Annotated in this window: 11 protein-coding genes; all 11 read left to right on the top strand. The window is 62.7% G+C overall.

Annotated elements, in window-relative coordinates; all coding sequences use genetic code 11:
- The 11 genes from NTD81_RS10570 to NTD81_RS10520 all read left to right on the top strand — a co-directional run bounded on the left by NTD81_RS10570 (position 1) and on the right by NTD81_RS10520 (position 13783).
- Positions 1–1167: an acyl-CoA dehydrogenase family protein gene (locus tag NTD81_RS10570; protein ID WP_262182242.1), complete on the top strand. Its 1167-nt coding sequence runs from the start codon at positions 1–3 to the stop codon at positions 1165–1167.
- A 10-nt stretch (positions 1168–1177) separates the two neighbouring features.
- On the top strand, positions 1178–2227 hold the full coding sequence (locus tag NTD81_RS10565; RefSeq protein ID WP_262182241.1) for an acyl-CoA dehydrogenase family protein: 1050 nt from the start codon (positions 1178–1180) through the stop codon (positions 2225–2227).
- A 3-nt stretch (positions 2228–2230) separates the two neighbouring features.
- Positions 2231–3382 carry an acetyl-CoA C-acetyltransferase gene (locus NTD81_RS10560; protein ID WP_262182240.1) on the top strand — a complete coding sequence of 384 codons (1152 nt, stop codon included), beginning with the start codon at positions 2231–2233 and terminating at the stop codon, positions 3380–3382.
- A 47-nt stretch (positions 3383–3429) separates the two neighbouring features.
- A complete protein-coding gene (locus tag NTD81_RS10555; RefSeq protein ID WP_262182239.1) occupies positions 3430–4314 on the top strand; it encodes an SDR family oxidoreductase in 885 nt (294 codons plus the stop codon).
- Positions 4315–4475: 161 nt separating this feature from the next.
- Positions 4476–5261 carry an SDR family oxidoreductase gene (locus tag NTD81_RS10550; RefSeq protein ID WP_262182237.1) on the top strand — a complete coding sequence of 262 codons (786 nt, stop codon included), beginning with the start codon at positions 4476–4478 and terminating at the stop codon, positions 5259–5261.
- A 10-nt stretch (positions 5262–5271) separates the two neighbouring features.
- Positions 5272–5742: a MaoC family dehydratase gene (locus tag NTD81_RS10545; protein ID WP_262182236.1), complete on the top strand. Its 471-nt coding sequence runs from the start codon at positions 5272–5274 to the stop codon at positions 5740–5742.
- A gap of 8 nt (positions 5743–5750) precedes the next feature.
- Entirely contained in the window at positions 5751–6953 is a 1203-nt protein-coding gene (locus NTD81_RS10540) for an acetyl-CoA C-acyltransferase (RefSeq protein WP_262182235.1), read from the top strand.
- Between the two features lie 457 nt (positions 6954–7410).
- On the top strand, positions 7411–8382 hold the full coding sequence (locus tag NTD81_RS10535; protein WP_262182234.1) for a WD40/YVTN/BNR-like repeat-containing protein: 972 nt from the start codon (positions 7411–7413) through the stop codon (positions 8380–8382).
- Complete coding sequence (locus NTD81_RS10530) at positions 8382–10766, top strand: efflux RND transporter permease subunit (protein WP_262182232.1); 2385 nt, start codon at positions 8382–8384, stop codon at positions 10764–10766. Before NTD81_RS10535 ends, NTD81_RS10530 begins: the two co-directional genes overlap by 1 nt.
- A gap of 131 nt (positions 10767–10897) precedes the next feature.
- Positions 10898–12139, top strand: coding sequence for a helix-turn-helix transcriptional regulator (locus NTD81_RS10525; RefSeq protein ID WP_262182231.1), 1242 nt, complete (start codon positions 10898–10900; stop codon positions 12137–12139).
- A 255-nt stretch (positions 12140–12394) separates the two neighbouring features.
- Positions 12395–13783: a DUF1329 domain-containing protein gene (locus tag NTD81_RS10520; RefSeq protein ID WP_410017143.1), complete on the top strand. Its 1389-nt coding sequence runs from the start codon at positions 12395–12397 to the stop codon at positions 13781–13783.
- The last annotated feature ends 13 nt before the right edge of the window (positions 13784–13796 follow it).

The raw sequence follows: 13796 nt of genomic DNA, 5'->3' as shown, positions 1-13796 counted from the left end.
ATGGATCTGATCTATACCCCCAAGCAAAAGGCCTTCCGCGCCGAAGTGCGTGCCTGGCTGGCCGCCAACCTGCCCAAGGAAAAGTTGGCCAGCTACGACACCCGTGAAGGTTTCGAGCAGCACCGGACCTGGGAAGGCAAGCTGTTCGAGGCGCGCTATTCCATGGTCATGTGGCCCGAGCACCTGGGCGGCCGTGGCTGCGATCTGATTGAGTGGCTGATCTTCGAGGAAGAGTACTACGGTGCTGGCGCGCCCATGCGCGTCAACATCAACGGCCAGTTGCTGCTCGGCCCGACCCTGATGGAATTCGGCACCGAGGAACAGAAGCGCGACTTCCTGCCGCGCACGGCCTCCAGCGAGATCATGTGGGCGCAGGCCTGGTCGGAGCCCAATGCCGGCTCGGACATGGCGGCGATCAGCTCCAAGGCCACCCTCGACGGCGACCACTATGTGCTGAACGGGCAGAAGACCTGGTCGACCCGCGCCAGTTTCGCCGACATGGCCTTCGGCCTGTTTCGCAGCGATCCGGCATCCGTTCGTCACCATGGCCTGAGCTTCCTGATGGTGCCGCTGGATGCGCCCGGGGTGACCATTCGCCCGATCAAGGCGCTCAACGGCAAAGACGCCTTCGCCGAAATCTTCTTTGACGATGTGCGCGTGCCGGTGGCCAACCGCATCGGTGACGAGGGGCATGGCTGGCATGTGGCAATGGCCACCGCCGGTTTCGAGCGTGGCCTGCTGCTGCGCTCGCCGGCGCGCTTCCAGTCCACTGCCCGGCAGTTGGTCGAACTGTATCGCGCCAACGCTGAAGTGGCCGACCGCGACCCGAGCATCCGCGAGGCAGTGGCCCGTGCCTGGATGGGGGCCGAGGCGTACTGCCTGGGGGCCTACCACACCGTGGGCCGGCTGAGCCGCGGCGAGAAGATCGGCGCCGAGTCGAGCACCAACAAGATCGTCTGGTCAGAGTTGGATCTGCTGATCAACGAAACCGCCATGCGCATCCTCGGTGCCCGTGGCGAGCTGCGCAGCGGCGCGCCGCTGCTGGCCGCGCAAGAGACTGGCTGGCTGGAGGGTTTCCTGTTCGCTCAGGCCGGCCCGATCTACGCCGGCACCAACGAAATCCAGCGCAACATCATCGCCGAGCGCATGCTCGGTCTGCCGAAGTGAGGGGCGGGCGATGAACTTCACCTTTACCGAAGATCAACTGGCGTTCCGTGAGGCCATCAGCCGTTTCCTGATGACCGAGGCCGCTCCGGAAATGCTCCGCGACATCTGGGAAACCGATACCGGGCGCTCGCCGGACCTGCGTGGCAAACTCGCCGAGCAGGGCATGACCGCGCTCTCTGTCCCGGAAGAATGCGGCGGCCTGGGCATGGACGACATCGCCTGGGCGCTGATGACCCAGGAACTCGGCTACTACGCCATTCCCGACTCGCTGAGCGACACCGCCTACCTGGCGGCGGGGCTGCTCGCCGGCTTGCCGCAGGGCGAGGCCCGCGACGCCTGGCTGGCGCAGATCGCCGAAGGCAGCATCCGCGTGGCCGTCGGCCATCCGGTCAACCCCTGGGTGGCCGATGCTCAGGTGGCCGACCTGCTGCTGCTGGCGCATGACGATGAAATTCACGCCCTGCGTAGCGATCAGGTCGAGCTGCAGGCCAATACCAGTATCGATGCCTCGCGCCGCCTGTACTGCGTGAAGTGGACGCCGGGCGCCGAGACGCGCATCGCCGATGCCGAACTGGGTCGCGTGCTGTGGGCGCAGGCCCTGAATCGCGGCGCCCTGTCGGTGGCCGGGCAACTGGTGGGCCTGGCCCAGCGCATGCTCGATCTGTCGGTCGACTACGTCGCCCAGCGCAAACAGTTCGGCAAGCCAATCGGCAGCTTCCAGGCGGTCAAACATCATCTGGCCGATGTCGCCACCCAGATCGAATTCGCCAAGCCGGTGCTGTATCGCGCGGCTCATGGCCTGGCCCGTGGCGAAGCGGATGTCGACGTGCGTATCTCCCATGCCCGTCTGGCCTGCTGCGAGGCCAGCTGGCTGGCGGCACGGCACGGCATTCAGGTGCATGGCGCCATGGGTTACACCTGGGAAGTGGATCTGCAGATGTTCATGAAACGTGCCTGGGCGCTGGACAACGCGTGGGGCGACCGTGCCCTGCACAAAACCCGCATCGACCAGCATCTGCTCGGCGCAGCCTTGCTGCCGGGCAACACCTTCGAGGAATAAATCATGGCCCAAGCCTATATTGTTGACGCGCTGCGCACGCCCACCGGCAAGCGCAAGGGCAGCCTGGCCCATGTGCACGCCATCGACCTCGGCGCGCATGCGCTCAAGGCCCTGGTCGAGCGCAACGTGATTCCGGCTGACGAATACGATGACGTGATCTTCGGCTGCGTCGATACCATCGGCTCCCAGGCTGCCGACATCGCCCGCACCAGCTGGCTGGCCGCCGGCCTGCCGCTGTGCGTGCCGGGCACCACGGTGGACCGCCAGTGCGGCTCCTCGCAGCAGGCGCTGCACTTCGCCGCCCAGGCGGTGATGAGCGGCACCCAGGACGTGGTGGCGGTCGGGGGCGTGCAGACCATGACGCAGATCCCGATCTCCTCGGCCATGCTCGCCGGCCAGCCGCTGGGCTTCCCCGATCCGTTCTCCGGCAGCCTCGGCTGGCGCGCGCGCTTCGCCGATCAGCCGGTCAATCAGTTCTATGCCGCCCAGCGCATCGCCGACCACTGGCAGATCAGCCGTGCCGACATGGAAGCCTTCGCCCTGGAAAGCCACCGCCGGGCCCTGGCGGCCATCGAGGCCGGCCGCTTCGCCCGTGAAGTGGTGGCTTGCGAAGGCCTGAACCAGGATGAGACGCCACGCGCCACTACCCTGGAAAAAATGGCCAGCCTGGAGCCGGTCGATGCGAACTTCCCGAGCATCACGGCGGCGGTGTCGAGCCAGACCTGTGACGCATCGGCGGCCCTGCTGGTGGTTTCGGAAGCGGCGCTCAAACGCTACAAGCTGACGCCGCGGGCGCGCATCCACCACCTCAGCGTGCGTGGCGATGACCCGATCTGGCATCTGACCGCACCGATCGAGGCGACCCGCCACGCGCTCAAGAAGGCCGGTATGCAGATGGCCGATATCGACCTGGTGGAAATCAACGAGGCCTTTGCCTCGGTGGTCATGGCCTGGACCAAGGAGCTGGACTTCGATCCGGCCAGGACCAACGTCAACGGCGGTGCGATCGCCCTGGGCCATCCGCTCGGCGCCACCGGTGCCCGCCTGATGACCACGCTGTTGCACGAGCTGGAACGCACGGGGGGCCGTTACGGCCTGCAGACCATGTGCGAAGGCGGCGGCCAGGCCAACGTCACCATCATTGAGCGCCTGTAAGGGCTTCCGGCAGCAAGTGCCGCGACGAATTTTTGGGAGAATGTGAGATGGGTATTCTGAACGGCCGAGTGGCCATTATTACCGGCGCCGGCGGTGGTCTGGGCGCTGCCCATGCACGGGTGTTCGCTGCCGAAGGCGCCTGCGTGGTGGTCAACGACATCAACCAGGCGGCCGCACAGAAAGTCGTGGATGAGATCATCGCCGCCGGCGGTAAGGCGGTGGCCAACGCCTCCGACATCACCCATTACAGCGACAGCGAAAACGCCGTGAAGCAGGCCATCGAGACCTTCGGCGATCTGCATGTGGTGGTCAACAACGCCGGCATCAACCGCGACCGCATGTTCGCCTCGATGACCGAGGCCGAGTGGGACGCGATCATGAGCGTGCACCTCAAGGGCCACTTCTGCATCAGCTCGCACGCCGTGCATTACTGGCGGGACCAGGTCAAGGCCGGCAAGGCGGTCAGCGCGCGCATCATCAACACCACTTCCGGTGCCGGTCTGCAGGGCTCCATCGGCCAGTCCAACTATGCCGCCGCCAAGGCCGGCATCGCCGCACTGACCCTCAACCAGGCCGCCGAGCTGGGGCGCTACGGCATCACCGCCAACGCAGTGGCACCGGCCGCCCGTACCGGCATGACCACGGCGGTTGAGGCCATGGCCGCACGCATGGCCGCGCCGGAAGATGGCAGCTTCGACTACTGGGCGCCGGAAAACGTCTCCAGCCTGCTGGCCTGGCTGGCCTGCGAGGAGGCCGCGCACATCACCGGCCGGGTGTTCGAGTCCGAAGGCGGCAAGATTTCCATTGCCGACGGCTGGCGTACCACGGCCGGCGTAGACAAGGGCGCGCGCTGGACCCCGGCAGAGCTGGGGCAGGCGATGGCCCGGCTGCTCGCCGCCGAAGTGCCGGCCCAGAAGGTCTACGGCAGCTGACTTAGGCTGGGGCAGCCATCTGCCCGCTCTTTTATGCCCCCATGGCTGTCTGTACGGCCCTGGGGGTTTTTTATGCCTGGCCCACGTCCGTTTTGACGATGTGAGGCGCTGGCCCGGCGTTTATATCTAGCTGCGTACTGTTTATCGCCGAGGTTTTTACCGTGAGACAAGCTCCCCCCTACGTTCCAGGCCACCAACTGTTGGCTGGCAAGTCCGTGCTGATCACCGCCGCTGCTGGCGCCGGTATTGGTTATGCCGCGGCCAAGCGTTGCGCCGAAGAAGGCTGTCGCGCGCTGATGATTTCCGATATCCATCCGCGTCGTCTCGAGGAAGCGGTGGAACGGCTGAAGGCTGAAACCGGCCTGCAGGCCATCTACGGCCAGCTGTGCAATGTGGTGGTGGAAGAGGAGGTTCAGGCCCTGGTGGCTGCGGCCGAGCAGACGCTCAATGGCGTCGATGTACTGATCAACAACGCTGGGCTCGGTGGTCAGAAACGCGTTACCGAGATGACCGACGAGGAGTGGCTGCGAGTGATCGACGTGACGCTCACCGGCACCTTCCGCATGACGCGCGCAATGCTGCCGCACATGGAGACGCGCGGTGCCGGTGCCATCGTCAACAACGCCTCGGTGCTTGGCTGGCGCGCGCAGAAGGAGCAGGCCCATTACGCGGCGGCCAAGGCCGGCGTCATGGCGCTGACCCGGTGCAGCGCAGTTGAGGCCGCGGAAAGCGGCGTGCGCATCAATGCCGTGTCGCCGTCCATTGCCCTGCACGACTTCCTCAGGAAGGCCTCCAGCCAGGAGCTGCTCGAGCAACTGGCCAGTCGCGAGGCCTTCGGCCGCGCTGCCGAGGTCTGGGAAGTGGCCAACGTGATGATTTTCCTCGCCAGCGACTACGCCTCCTACATGGTGGGCGAAGTGCTGTCGGTCAGCTCGCAGCACGCCTGAGGAGGCCCGGATGAGCGTGATCTTCAAGAACGCCGAGCAAATGCTCGGCGCCGCCGGCATGCAGCTGGGGCACACCGACTGGCTGACCATTACCCAGGAGCGCATCGACCTGTTCGCCGAGGCCACTGGCGACCATCAGTGGATTCACGTGGACCCGGTGCGCGCCGCGCAGGGCCCCTTCGGCGCCTGCATCGCCCATGGCTACCTGACCCTGTCCCTGGCCAACCTGTTCATGCCGCAGCTCATGAGCGTGGAGAACCTCGCCATGGGCGTGAACTACGGCAGCGACCGCACCCGCTTCCCGGCGGCGGTCAAGGTCGGCTCGCGGGTGCGTGGGCGCGGCGAGGTGCTGGGTGCCGAGCTGATCGGTGCTGCGGTGCAGTTCATCGTGCGCATCAGCATCGAAATCGAGGGCAGTGAACGCCCTGGCTGCGTGGTCGACACCGTTAGCCGTTACACCTTCAATCCCGTTTGTGAGTGAGTTCCGTCATGACTGAAGTCGTTATTGTTTCCACTGCGCGCACCGCGCTGGCCAAATCCTTCCGTGGCTCTTTCAACGACACCGAGGCCCCGCTACTCGGTGGTCATGTGGTGCGTGCGGTGCTTGAGCGTGCCGGGGTCGAGGGCGACGCCGTGGGTGATGTGATCATGGGCGCTGCGGTGCAACAGGGTACCCAGGCCTACAACATCGGCCGCCTGTGCGCCTATACCGGCGGCCTGCCGCACAGCGTGCCGGGCATGGCCCTGGATCGGATGTGCGCCTCCGGGCTGATGGCCATCGGGGTGGCCGCCAAGAACATCCTCTGCGGCGAGATGGATATCGCCATCGCCGGCGGCGTGGAGTCGCTGTCGTTGACCCAGACCAAGCACAAGAACACCTATCGCGCGCAGTCGCAGGCGGTGCTGGAAGTGGCGCCGAGCGCCTATATCCCGATGATCGAGACTGCCGAGATCGTCTCGCGCCGCTACCATATCAGCCGTGCCGCGCAGGATGAGTACGCCCTGCAGAGCCAGCAGCGCACCGCGGCAGCCCAGCAGGCTGGGCGTTTCGCCGAGGAAATCGTGCCGCTGCGCGCCAACAAGCTGTGCTTCGATAAGGAAGGCAATCCGCTCGGCCATGAGGAAGTACTGGCCGAGCGCGACGAGTGCAATCGCCCGAGCACCAAGCTTGAGGACCTGGCGGCGCTCAAGCCGGTTTGGAAGGACGGCAAGTGGGTGGAGCAGGGCGAGTTCGTCACTGCCGGCAACGCCTCGCAGTTCTCCGATGGTGCCAGCGCCTGCTTGCTGATGAGCAGCGCCGAGGCCAAACGCCGCGGCCTGACTCCGCTGGGCATCTACCGCGGCATAGCCGTGGCCGGTTGTGCGCCGGAGGAGATGGGCATCGGCCCGGTATATGCCGTGCCCAAGCTGCTCAAGCGCTTTGGCCTGAGCGTCAACGATGTCGATCTGTGGGAGATCAACGAGGCCTTCGCCAGCCAGGTGCTGTATTGCCGCGACGCCCTGGGCATCGCCAATGACAATCTCAACGTTAACGGTGGCGCCATTGCCATCGGTCACCCGTTCGGCATGAGCGGTTCGCGGATGGTTGGCCACGCCCTGCTGGAGGGGCGTCGTCGCGGTGCTCGCTATGTGGTGGTGTCGATGTGCATCGGCGGCGGCATGGGCGCGGCGGGGCTGTTCGAGCTGCCTTGAACGTGATGACCCGCAGGGCTTTGCATTGACCAGCGGGTACGGCATCTAACCCATTTGGACGATGTGGGAGCGGGTGCCTGATCCGAATATCAGTGCATACCTTTGCCTGCCGGTTTAACCACCGGCAGGCGTATAAAACAAAAATAAAATGAGGAATCGCCATGTCCGTCGACATGCGTAAACCGATATCGCCTCGGGCAAGCTGGATCAAGGCAGTCGCCTTGGTTGTACCTGTCGTCGCCATCGCTCTCGTCCCGTTGCTGTACCAGGCGACTCCTCACTACATCAAGCCGGCAGCGGCTCAAGTCCAATTCGCTAGCATCGCCTCCCACGAGTTGCGATACATGCCCACCCCGGCGGATATCGGGGCGTTCTGGGCAGCTCTGCGCTAGCTGAAAACAAGAGGAAGCAGAATGCGTGCATTAAAGCATCTCCCTGCCAGATGCGAGGGCGACTCATGCGTCAGTTGATCGCCTATGGCATGAGCGCCCTGGTAATAGCAATCGTGGCGTATGCCTTCGCCCCTCGTAATCCTGCCTCCATGGCCGCCACCACGCTGCATGTTGATCGGGTGCAGATCAACGATATGGTGGCCATCGAGCACAAGTTGGTTGCTGTCGGTGAGCGGGGCACCATCTTGCTCAGCAGTGATAATGCCTTGAGCTGGCTGCCGGCCAGTGTCTCGCCGCAACGGGACATCACGCTGACCGGGGTCGCGGCATTGGGCTCCGGGGTAATGCTCGCCGTGGGCCACGATGGATGGCTGCTGCGCTCGGAGGATGGCGGAAATAGCTGGACGGAGGTCGCCCACGACGAGGAACAGGGTGAGCCGCTGTTGGGCGTGTGGAGTGTCGACGGTCAGCGGGCGTTCGCCTTCGGCAGCTTCGGCAAGTACTACGAGTCTGCCGATGCCGGATTGACCTGGAATGCCCGCGAGGTCAATCCGGATGGTTACCACCTCAACGGTATGGATGGCGGTTCTGACGGCCGGCAGATGCTGGTCGGCGAGCAGGGCCTGGTCATGCGCAGCCTCGATGGCGGCGAGCACTGGGAAACACTGCCGTCCTTCTACAGCGGCTCGTTCTTTGGTGTGGCCCGCCTCAGCGCTACGCGTTGGGTGGTCTACGGCATGCGCGGGAATGTCTTCGTAACCGACGATTTTGGCCAGCAGTGGCAGCACCTCAAGCTCGAACACGGCAACCCGCTGTACGGCCATGTGCGGCTGCCGGAAGGGCAGGGCCTGGTCCTGGTGGGCGCCGACAGCACGCTAGTGCGTCTGGATGAACAGGGGCAGCTGATTGAAAGCACCCGGCGCAAGGGCCTCGGCACCCTGACTTCCGTTGCCGCGCCGAGCGCGCGTCTGGTTCTGGTGGGAGGGGAACACGGTGTTTCTCAAGGCGATCAAAGCAGATTGGCGGTGAGCAAGTGATGACACACAAGCAAACGCGGATGGAGCACTGGGTGCAGTGGTCGGCGGATCAGCTGATGAAGCACCGTAAGGCGCTGCTTGGCCTGTTCCTGTTGGTGACCTTGGTGCTGGGCTACAGCGCCACGCAGATTCGTCTCGATCCGGGATTCAACAAGCAGATTCCGGTGCGCCACGACTACATGGCCAACTTTCTCGACTTCAGTCGCAATTTCACCGGTGCCAATCGGGTGATGGTGAGTGTGCGCTGGACCGGTGAAGGTGACATTTTCAACACCGAGTTCCTTGAGGTTCTGCAGAAGGTTACCGACGAGGTCTTCTTTATTTCGGGTGTCAGTCGCCCTAGCGTGACCTCACTCTTCACTCCCAACGTGCGTTATATCGAGATCACCGAGGATGGCTACGTCGGCGATCTGGTGGTTCCGCCGCAGTACAACGGCACCGAGCAGGATCTGCAGCAGGTGCGCAGCAACGCCATGCGCTCCGGACAGATTGGCCGTCTGCTGGCCAATGATCTGAAGTCCGCCCTGGTGCGTGCCGACCTGCAGGATACCGATCCGCGCACCGGCAAGAAGGTCTCCTATCTGGAGATTGCCGAAGGGCTGGAAAAAATCCGCGCCAAGTACAGCAGCGCGAAGGTCGAAATCAATATCGTCGGCTACGCCAAGCTGGTCGGCGATGTGGTCGAGGGCTTGGGCACGGTGATTGGCTTCTTCGGCGCCGCTTTCTTCATCACCTGGGCCCTGCTTTGGGTGTATACCCGCTCGCTCAAGCTGACCCTGGTGTCGCTGGGCGTGGCGCTGCTGCCGGTGGTCTGGCTGCTGGGGTTGCTGCCCTTGCTGGGTCTGGGTATCGATCCGATGTCGATTCTGGTGCCTTTCCTGATCTTCTCCATCGGCGTTTCCCATGCCGTGCAGATGACCAATGCCTGGAAGCAGGACGTCCTGGCCGGCTCCGATTCGGTCAGTGCGGCGCGTGAGGCCTTCTGCAAGATATTCATTCCCGGTGCGCTGGCGTTGTTGATGAATGCGCTCGGTTTCGCAGTGATCATGCTGATCGACATCCCGATCGTGCATGAGCTGGGGGTGACCGCGTGCATCGGGGTGATGCTGATGATCATCACCAACAAGATGATGCTGCCGATCATCATCTCGCACATGAGCCTGGGACGCGTGGCACAGCAAGGCAAGCGCACCAGCGCTACGACGGCCCCTCATCCATTGTGGTGGCGCCTGTCGGCGTTGGCGGAACCAGGGCCGGCGCTGGTGGTATTTGCCTTGAGTCTGCTGTTGCTCGGTTTCGGCGTGACCAAGGCACGCCAGCTGGCGGTGGGCGATATCGGCACCGGGGCGCCGGAGCTGAGGGCAGACTCTCGCTACAACCAGGATAACGCCAAGATCATCTCCAGCTACTCCATCGGGCTCGACGTGCTGGCCGTATTTGCCGAGGTCAAGGGGGGCGATGAGGCCTGCCTGAACCCTGCGGTAATGCGCTCTGTGGAGGCCTTCGACTTCAAGATGCGCAACGTCGCCGGCGTGCAGTCGCTGCAGAGCGTGGCAGGGATGGGCAAGGAGCTGATTGCCGGTAACAACGAAGGCAATCCGCGCTGGGCCGCGGTCCCTGGCTCCTCGCGCGGGCTGCAGCAGGGCTCTCTGGCCTATTCACCGGACCATGGCCTGGTTACCGATGGCTGCCAGCGCATGCAGATTCTGATCTTCCTTACCGATCATGAGGGCGCCACGGTGTTCCATGTGGTCGAGGAGGCCAAGCGCATCATCGCCGAGGTGTCTGTGCCAGAGGTGCAGTTCAAGCTCGCCGGGGGCAATGTTGGCGTGATGGCTGCCTCCAACGAGGCGGTCAAGCGTGCCGAAGTGGTGATGCTCGCAGCGCTGTTCGGTTCGGTCTCGCTGTTCTGCCTGATCACTTTCCGTTCGTTGCGAGCGGTGCTGTGCATCCTCGTGCCGCTGGGTATCGTGGCCACCTTGTGCAATGCGCTGATGGCCATGCTGGGCATCGGTTTGAAGGTGGCGACACTTCCTGTGATGGCTTTAGGTGTGGGTGTTGGCGTCGATTATGGTATTTACCTGTACGAGCGTATTCAGCATGAAATGGCGGAGGGCAAGAATCTGCGCATGGCATTCTACGAGGCCATGTGCCAACGCGGCACGGCTGCAGTGTTCACCGCGCTGACGATGTCGATCGGCGTGTGCACATGGGCGTTTGCACCGTTGAAGTTCCAGGCCGACATGGGGCTGCTGCTGGCCTTCATGTTTCTGGTCAACGTGTTCGGTGCGATCTTCCTGCTGCCGGCGCTGGCTGCCTGGTTCAATCAGGGGCGGTCATTGGTCAAGCGTGCACCGTCTGCGGTTGCTGCTGATTCGGTTTAACGGTGTAGAGGCCAAGGAGGGTAAATGATTCTGCATGAAGGGTTCGCTTCGGGAGTGCCTGCTACCAGCTAACCGAAGCGTTTGATAACAATAAAAAAGAGCAGGCCGGACCTGCTCTGCGAGGTGTGCACGTGAATCCCTTGACGCTAGACCAGGTGCTGGAAAGAGTCGGACTGAGTTTTACCCGGTACGACAAGATTATTAGCAACATCTACGAAGCTGCTTTCGATACTCGTTGTTTGGGCGAGGCATTGAATCAAGTCCGCCAGCTGTTCCAGGCCAACTATGTGACCCTGATCCTGCGGGCGGCCGATGAGCCGGTGCCAGCGCCCATGATCGTTGCTGGCGATGTTGCGGGCATGGGGGAGACCAATGGCGAAGTGGTGTATCTGACCTACCACGACGAGTCCGCTCCCTTTATCAACCTTGCACCCAATCAGGTTTTCACCATTGCGGACCTGATGAACGATGGTGAGTGGGAACGCTCGACCTATTACCTGCTGTATTGCAAACCCTACAACACGTTCCATACGCTGGGGGCCAACATCACCACTCGGGATGGTGGACTCCTGCGCTTTCGCATCAGTCGTCCGCGATCCAGTCCGCGTTTTTCCGACGATGAGCGCAAGCTCTGTGAGCTCTTCCTGCCGCACATCCGTCGTGCAGTTCAAATGTATTCACAGCTCGATCGCAGTGCCTCCCTGGGCAGTCTGTTCTCCCAGGCGATCGGACGTTTGTCGATAGCCACCATGATCCTGGATGAGAGCAGCATGGTGCTGGAGCTCAATCCGGTAGCCCAGGAAATTCTGCGCAGCAATGATGGATTGAAATTGGTCGGCGGGCGCCTGGAGGCAACTTACCCGAGTGACAACCGCGAGCTGCAGCGGGTGCTGCGCAGCATTGCGTTGCGCCCTGGCGCGGAGGGGGGCAACACTGCCGAGGCGATGTCTATTTCACGCCCATCAGGGCAGGTAAGTTTTGGGCTGGTTGTCGAACCCATACCTTCCCAGGAGCTGGTCGAGGGTAAAGGGCGGCCCGCTGCGGTTGTCTATATCCGCGATGCCGTCGGCAAGTCCCAGGCCAGCAGCCTGGTTACCAAGCAGTTGTTCAACCTGACGCCAGCGGAAACGGGGCTGGCCCTGGAGTTGGCCAATGGCCTTTCGCTGGAGGAAGCAGCCGAGGCTCTCAACATTCGGCGCAATACGGCGCGGGCCCATTTGCGCTCGATTTTCTCGAAGACCGGTGTGCGCCGCCAGACTGAGCTGGTCCGAATCATGCTCAACAGCGTGGTTGCGCTAACTCAGCCTCAAGCGGTGGTGCGTCCCATCGCAGCTGCGGCCCGAGAGACAGAACGACGTCTTTCCAGCATCTGATCCGCTTCCCTTGAATGTCACGGACGACATTCGCGTTAGTCCGTGCGGACGATGTAGAACCTTCCTTCTCCTGTTGTTATTCAGCAGCACCCTGCCGGGGCGAAGGGCGTCATTCTGGTGCGCCGAAGTCTCAGTTGAGACCTGCCTGCCTCGGGCCTCATGCAAGAGGTCTGTCAGCAGTTTTCCAGAGTGACCCCTTGTGTGCCCATGGCGATGCCGCTGGTGCTGATCGTCGATGTCTATAAGGAGAACAAAATGCGTCGTAACCATCAACTCGGTCTGTGTCTGGGTGCTGTGCTGGCTCTGCAGGGACATGTATCCATTGCCCATGCAGCTTTGTCTGCTGAAGAAATCGCCCGACTGGGCAATGATTTAACCTGTTTCGGGGCCATCAAGGCCGGTAATGCTGACGGCAGCATCCCTGAGTTCACCGGCAAGTGGTCGGGTGTGCCGGATGGGATCGAATTCAAGGGCACTGGCCACCACCCGCAGAACCCCTATGCCAATGAGCAACCACTGTTCGTCATCACTGCGCAGAACATGAGTCAGTATGCTGATCGCCTGTCCGAAGGTCAGAAGGCATTGTTCAAGCAGTATCCGCAGACTTTCAAAATGCCGGTGTATCCGAGCCACCGCGACTTCACTTACACCCAGGGTGTCTGTGACGCCACTCTGGAGAACGCCCGCATCGCCAAGCTGGTGACTGATGGCGAGGGTATCGAGGGCCGCGCAGGTGGCGTGTTCTTCCCAATCCCCAAGCGTGCCGAGGAGATCCGTATGAACGCCACCATGGGTGGCCGCTATGCCTGGACCGAGGACTACGTCTCCGACAACGCCTATGTACTCAAGGATGGCAAGATCAACTGGGGGCGCGTGCACTCGCGCAACATGTCGCCGGGCAACGAGCCGGGCAAGGTGATCTACACCAAGGACCTGCCGGTTTCCTCCTATTACAGCAACCTGACCATGCTGCCGCAGCGTGACAAGGGGGAGGTGAACACCGGTGTGACCTACTGGGATTACGTCGCCAAGCCGATTCAGAGCTGGCGTTACGACCCGGGCACCCGTCGTGTGCGTCAGTCCCCTGGTTATGGTTACGACATGGCGTTCCCGGGCACCGGCGGTTCGATCACCGTGGATGAGGTACGTGTATTCAACGGTTCGGGCCAGCGTTACAAGTGGGACATCGTAGGCAAGCAAGAGCTTTACGTGCCTGCCAACAACTACAAGATCCACTCCAAGGATCTGAAGTACGCCGACATGCTTACGCCCAATCACATCAACCCTGATCTGATGCGCTACGAGCTGCGTCGGGTATGGATCATTCGTGCCACCCTCAAGGAGGGTTTCCGTCACCTGTATGCCAAGCGTGACCTGTACATCGACGAAGACAGCTGGTTCCCGGTTCTGGCAGACAACTACGACAACCGCGGCGAGCTGTGGCGCACCTCCATGCTCAACACGATCCACCTGCCTGACCTGCAGGGCTGGCAGGCCGGCGTGGGCCTGTACCACGACCTGAATGCCGGCAGCTACCTGGCGTTCAACCTGATCAACGAGCAGCGCAAAGGCTACATCTTGAACCAGCCGGACATCACCGCCGGTGACTTCGGTCCGGAAGCGGCCCGTCGCCGCGGTCAATAAGTGCGATCCAGCC

Origin of the sequence: Pseudomonas sp. 5P_3.1_Bac2 (assembly GCF_025465995.1) — a bacterium.
Classification (GTDB): Bacteria; Pseudomonadota; Gammaproteobacteria; order Pseudomonadales; family Pseudomonadaceae; genus Aquipseudomonas.
Note: the sequence above shows the minus strand (reverse complement) of the source record. Positions and strands in the feature narration are given on the sequence as shown.

Bases quoted from the DNA above. Each gene is read 5' to 3' on its own strand.
- NTD81_RS10570 (WP_262182242.1), top strand. From the start codon at position 1: ATGGATCTGATCTATACCCCCAAGCAAAAGGCCTTCCGCGCCGAAGTG.
- NTD81_RS10565 (WP_262182241.1), top strand. From the start codon at position 1,178: ATGAACTTCACCTTTACCGAAGATCAACTGGCGTTCCGTGAGGCCATC.
- NTD81_RS10560 (WP_262182240.1), top strand. From the start codon at position 2,231: ATGGCCCAAGCCTATATTGTTGACGCGCTGCGCACGCCCACCGGCAAG.
- NTD81_RS10555 (WP_262182239.1), top strand. From the start codon at position 3,430: ATGGGTATTCTGAACGGCCGAGTGGCCATTATTACCGGCGCCGGCGGT.
- NTD81_RS10545 (WP_262182236.1), top strand. From the start codon at position 5,272: ATGAGCGTGATCTTCAAGAACGCCGAGCAAATGCTCGGCGCCGCCGGC.
- NTD81_RS10540 (WP_262182235.1), top strand. From the start codon at position 5,751: ATGACTGAAGTCGTTATTGTTTCCACTGCGCGCACCGCGCTGGCCAAA.
- NTD81_RS10535 (WP_262182234.1), top strand. From the start codon at position 7,411: ATGCGTCAGTTGATCGCCTATGGCATGAGCGCCCTGGTAATAGCAATC.
- NTD81_RS10530 (WP_262182232.1), top strand. From the start codon at position 8,382: ATGACACACAAGCAAACGCGGATGGAGCACTGGGTGCAGTGGTCGGCG.
- NTD81_RS10520 (WP_410017143.1), top strand. From the start codon at position 12,395: ATGCGTCGTAACCATCAACTCGGTCTGTGTCTGGGTGCTGTGCTGGCT.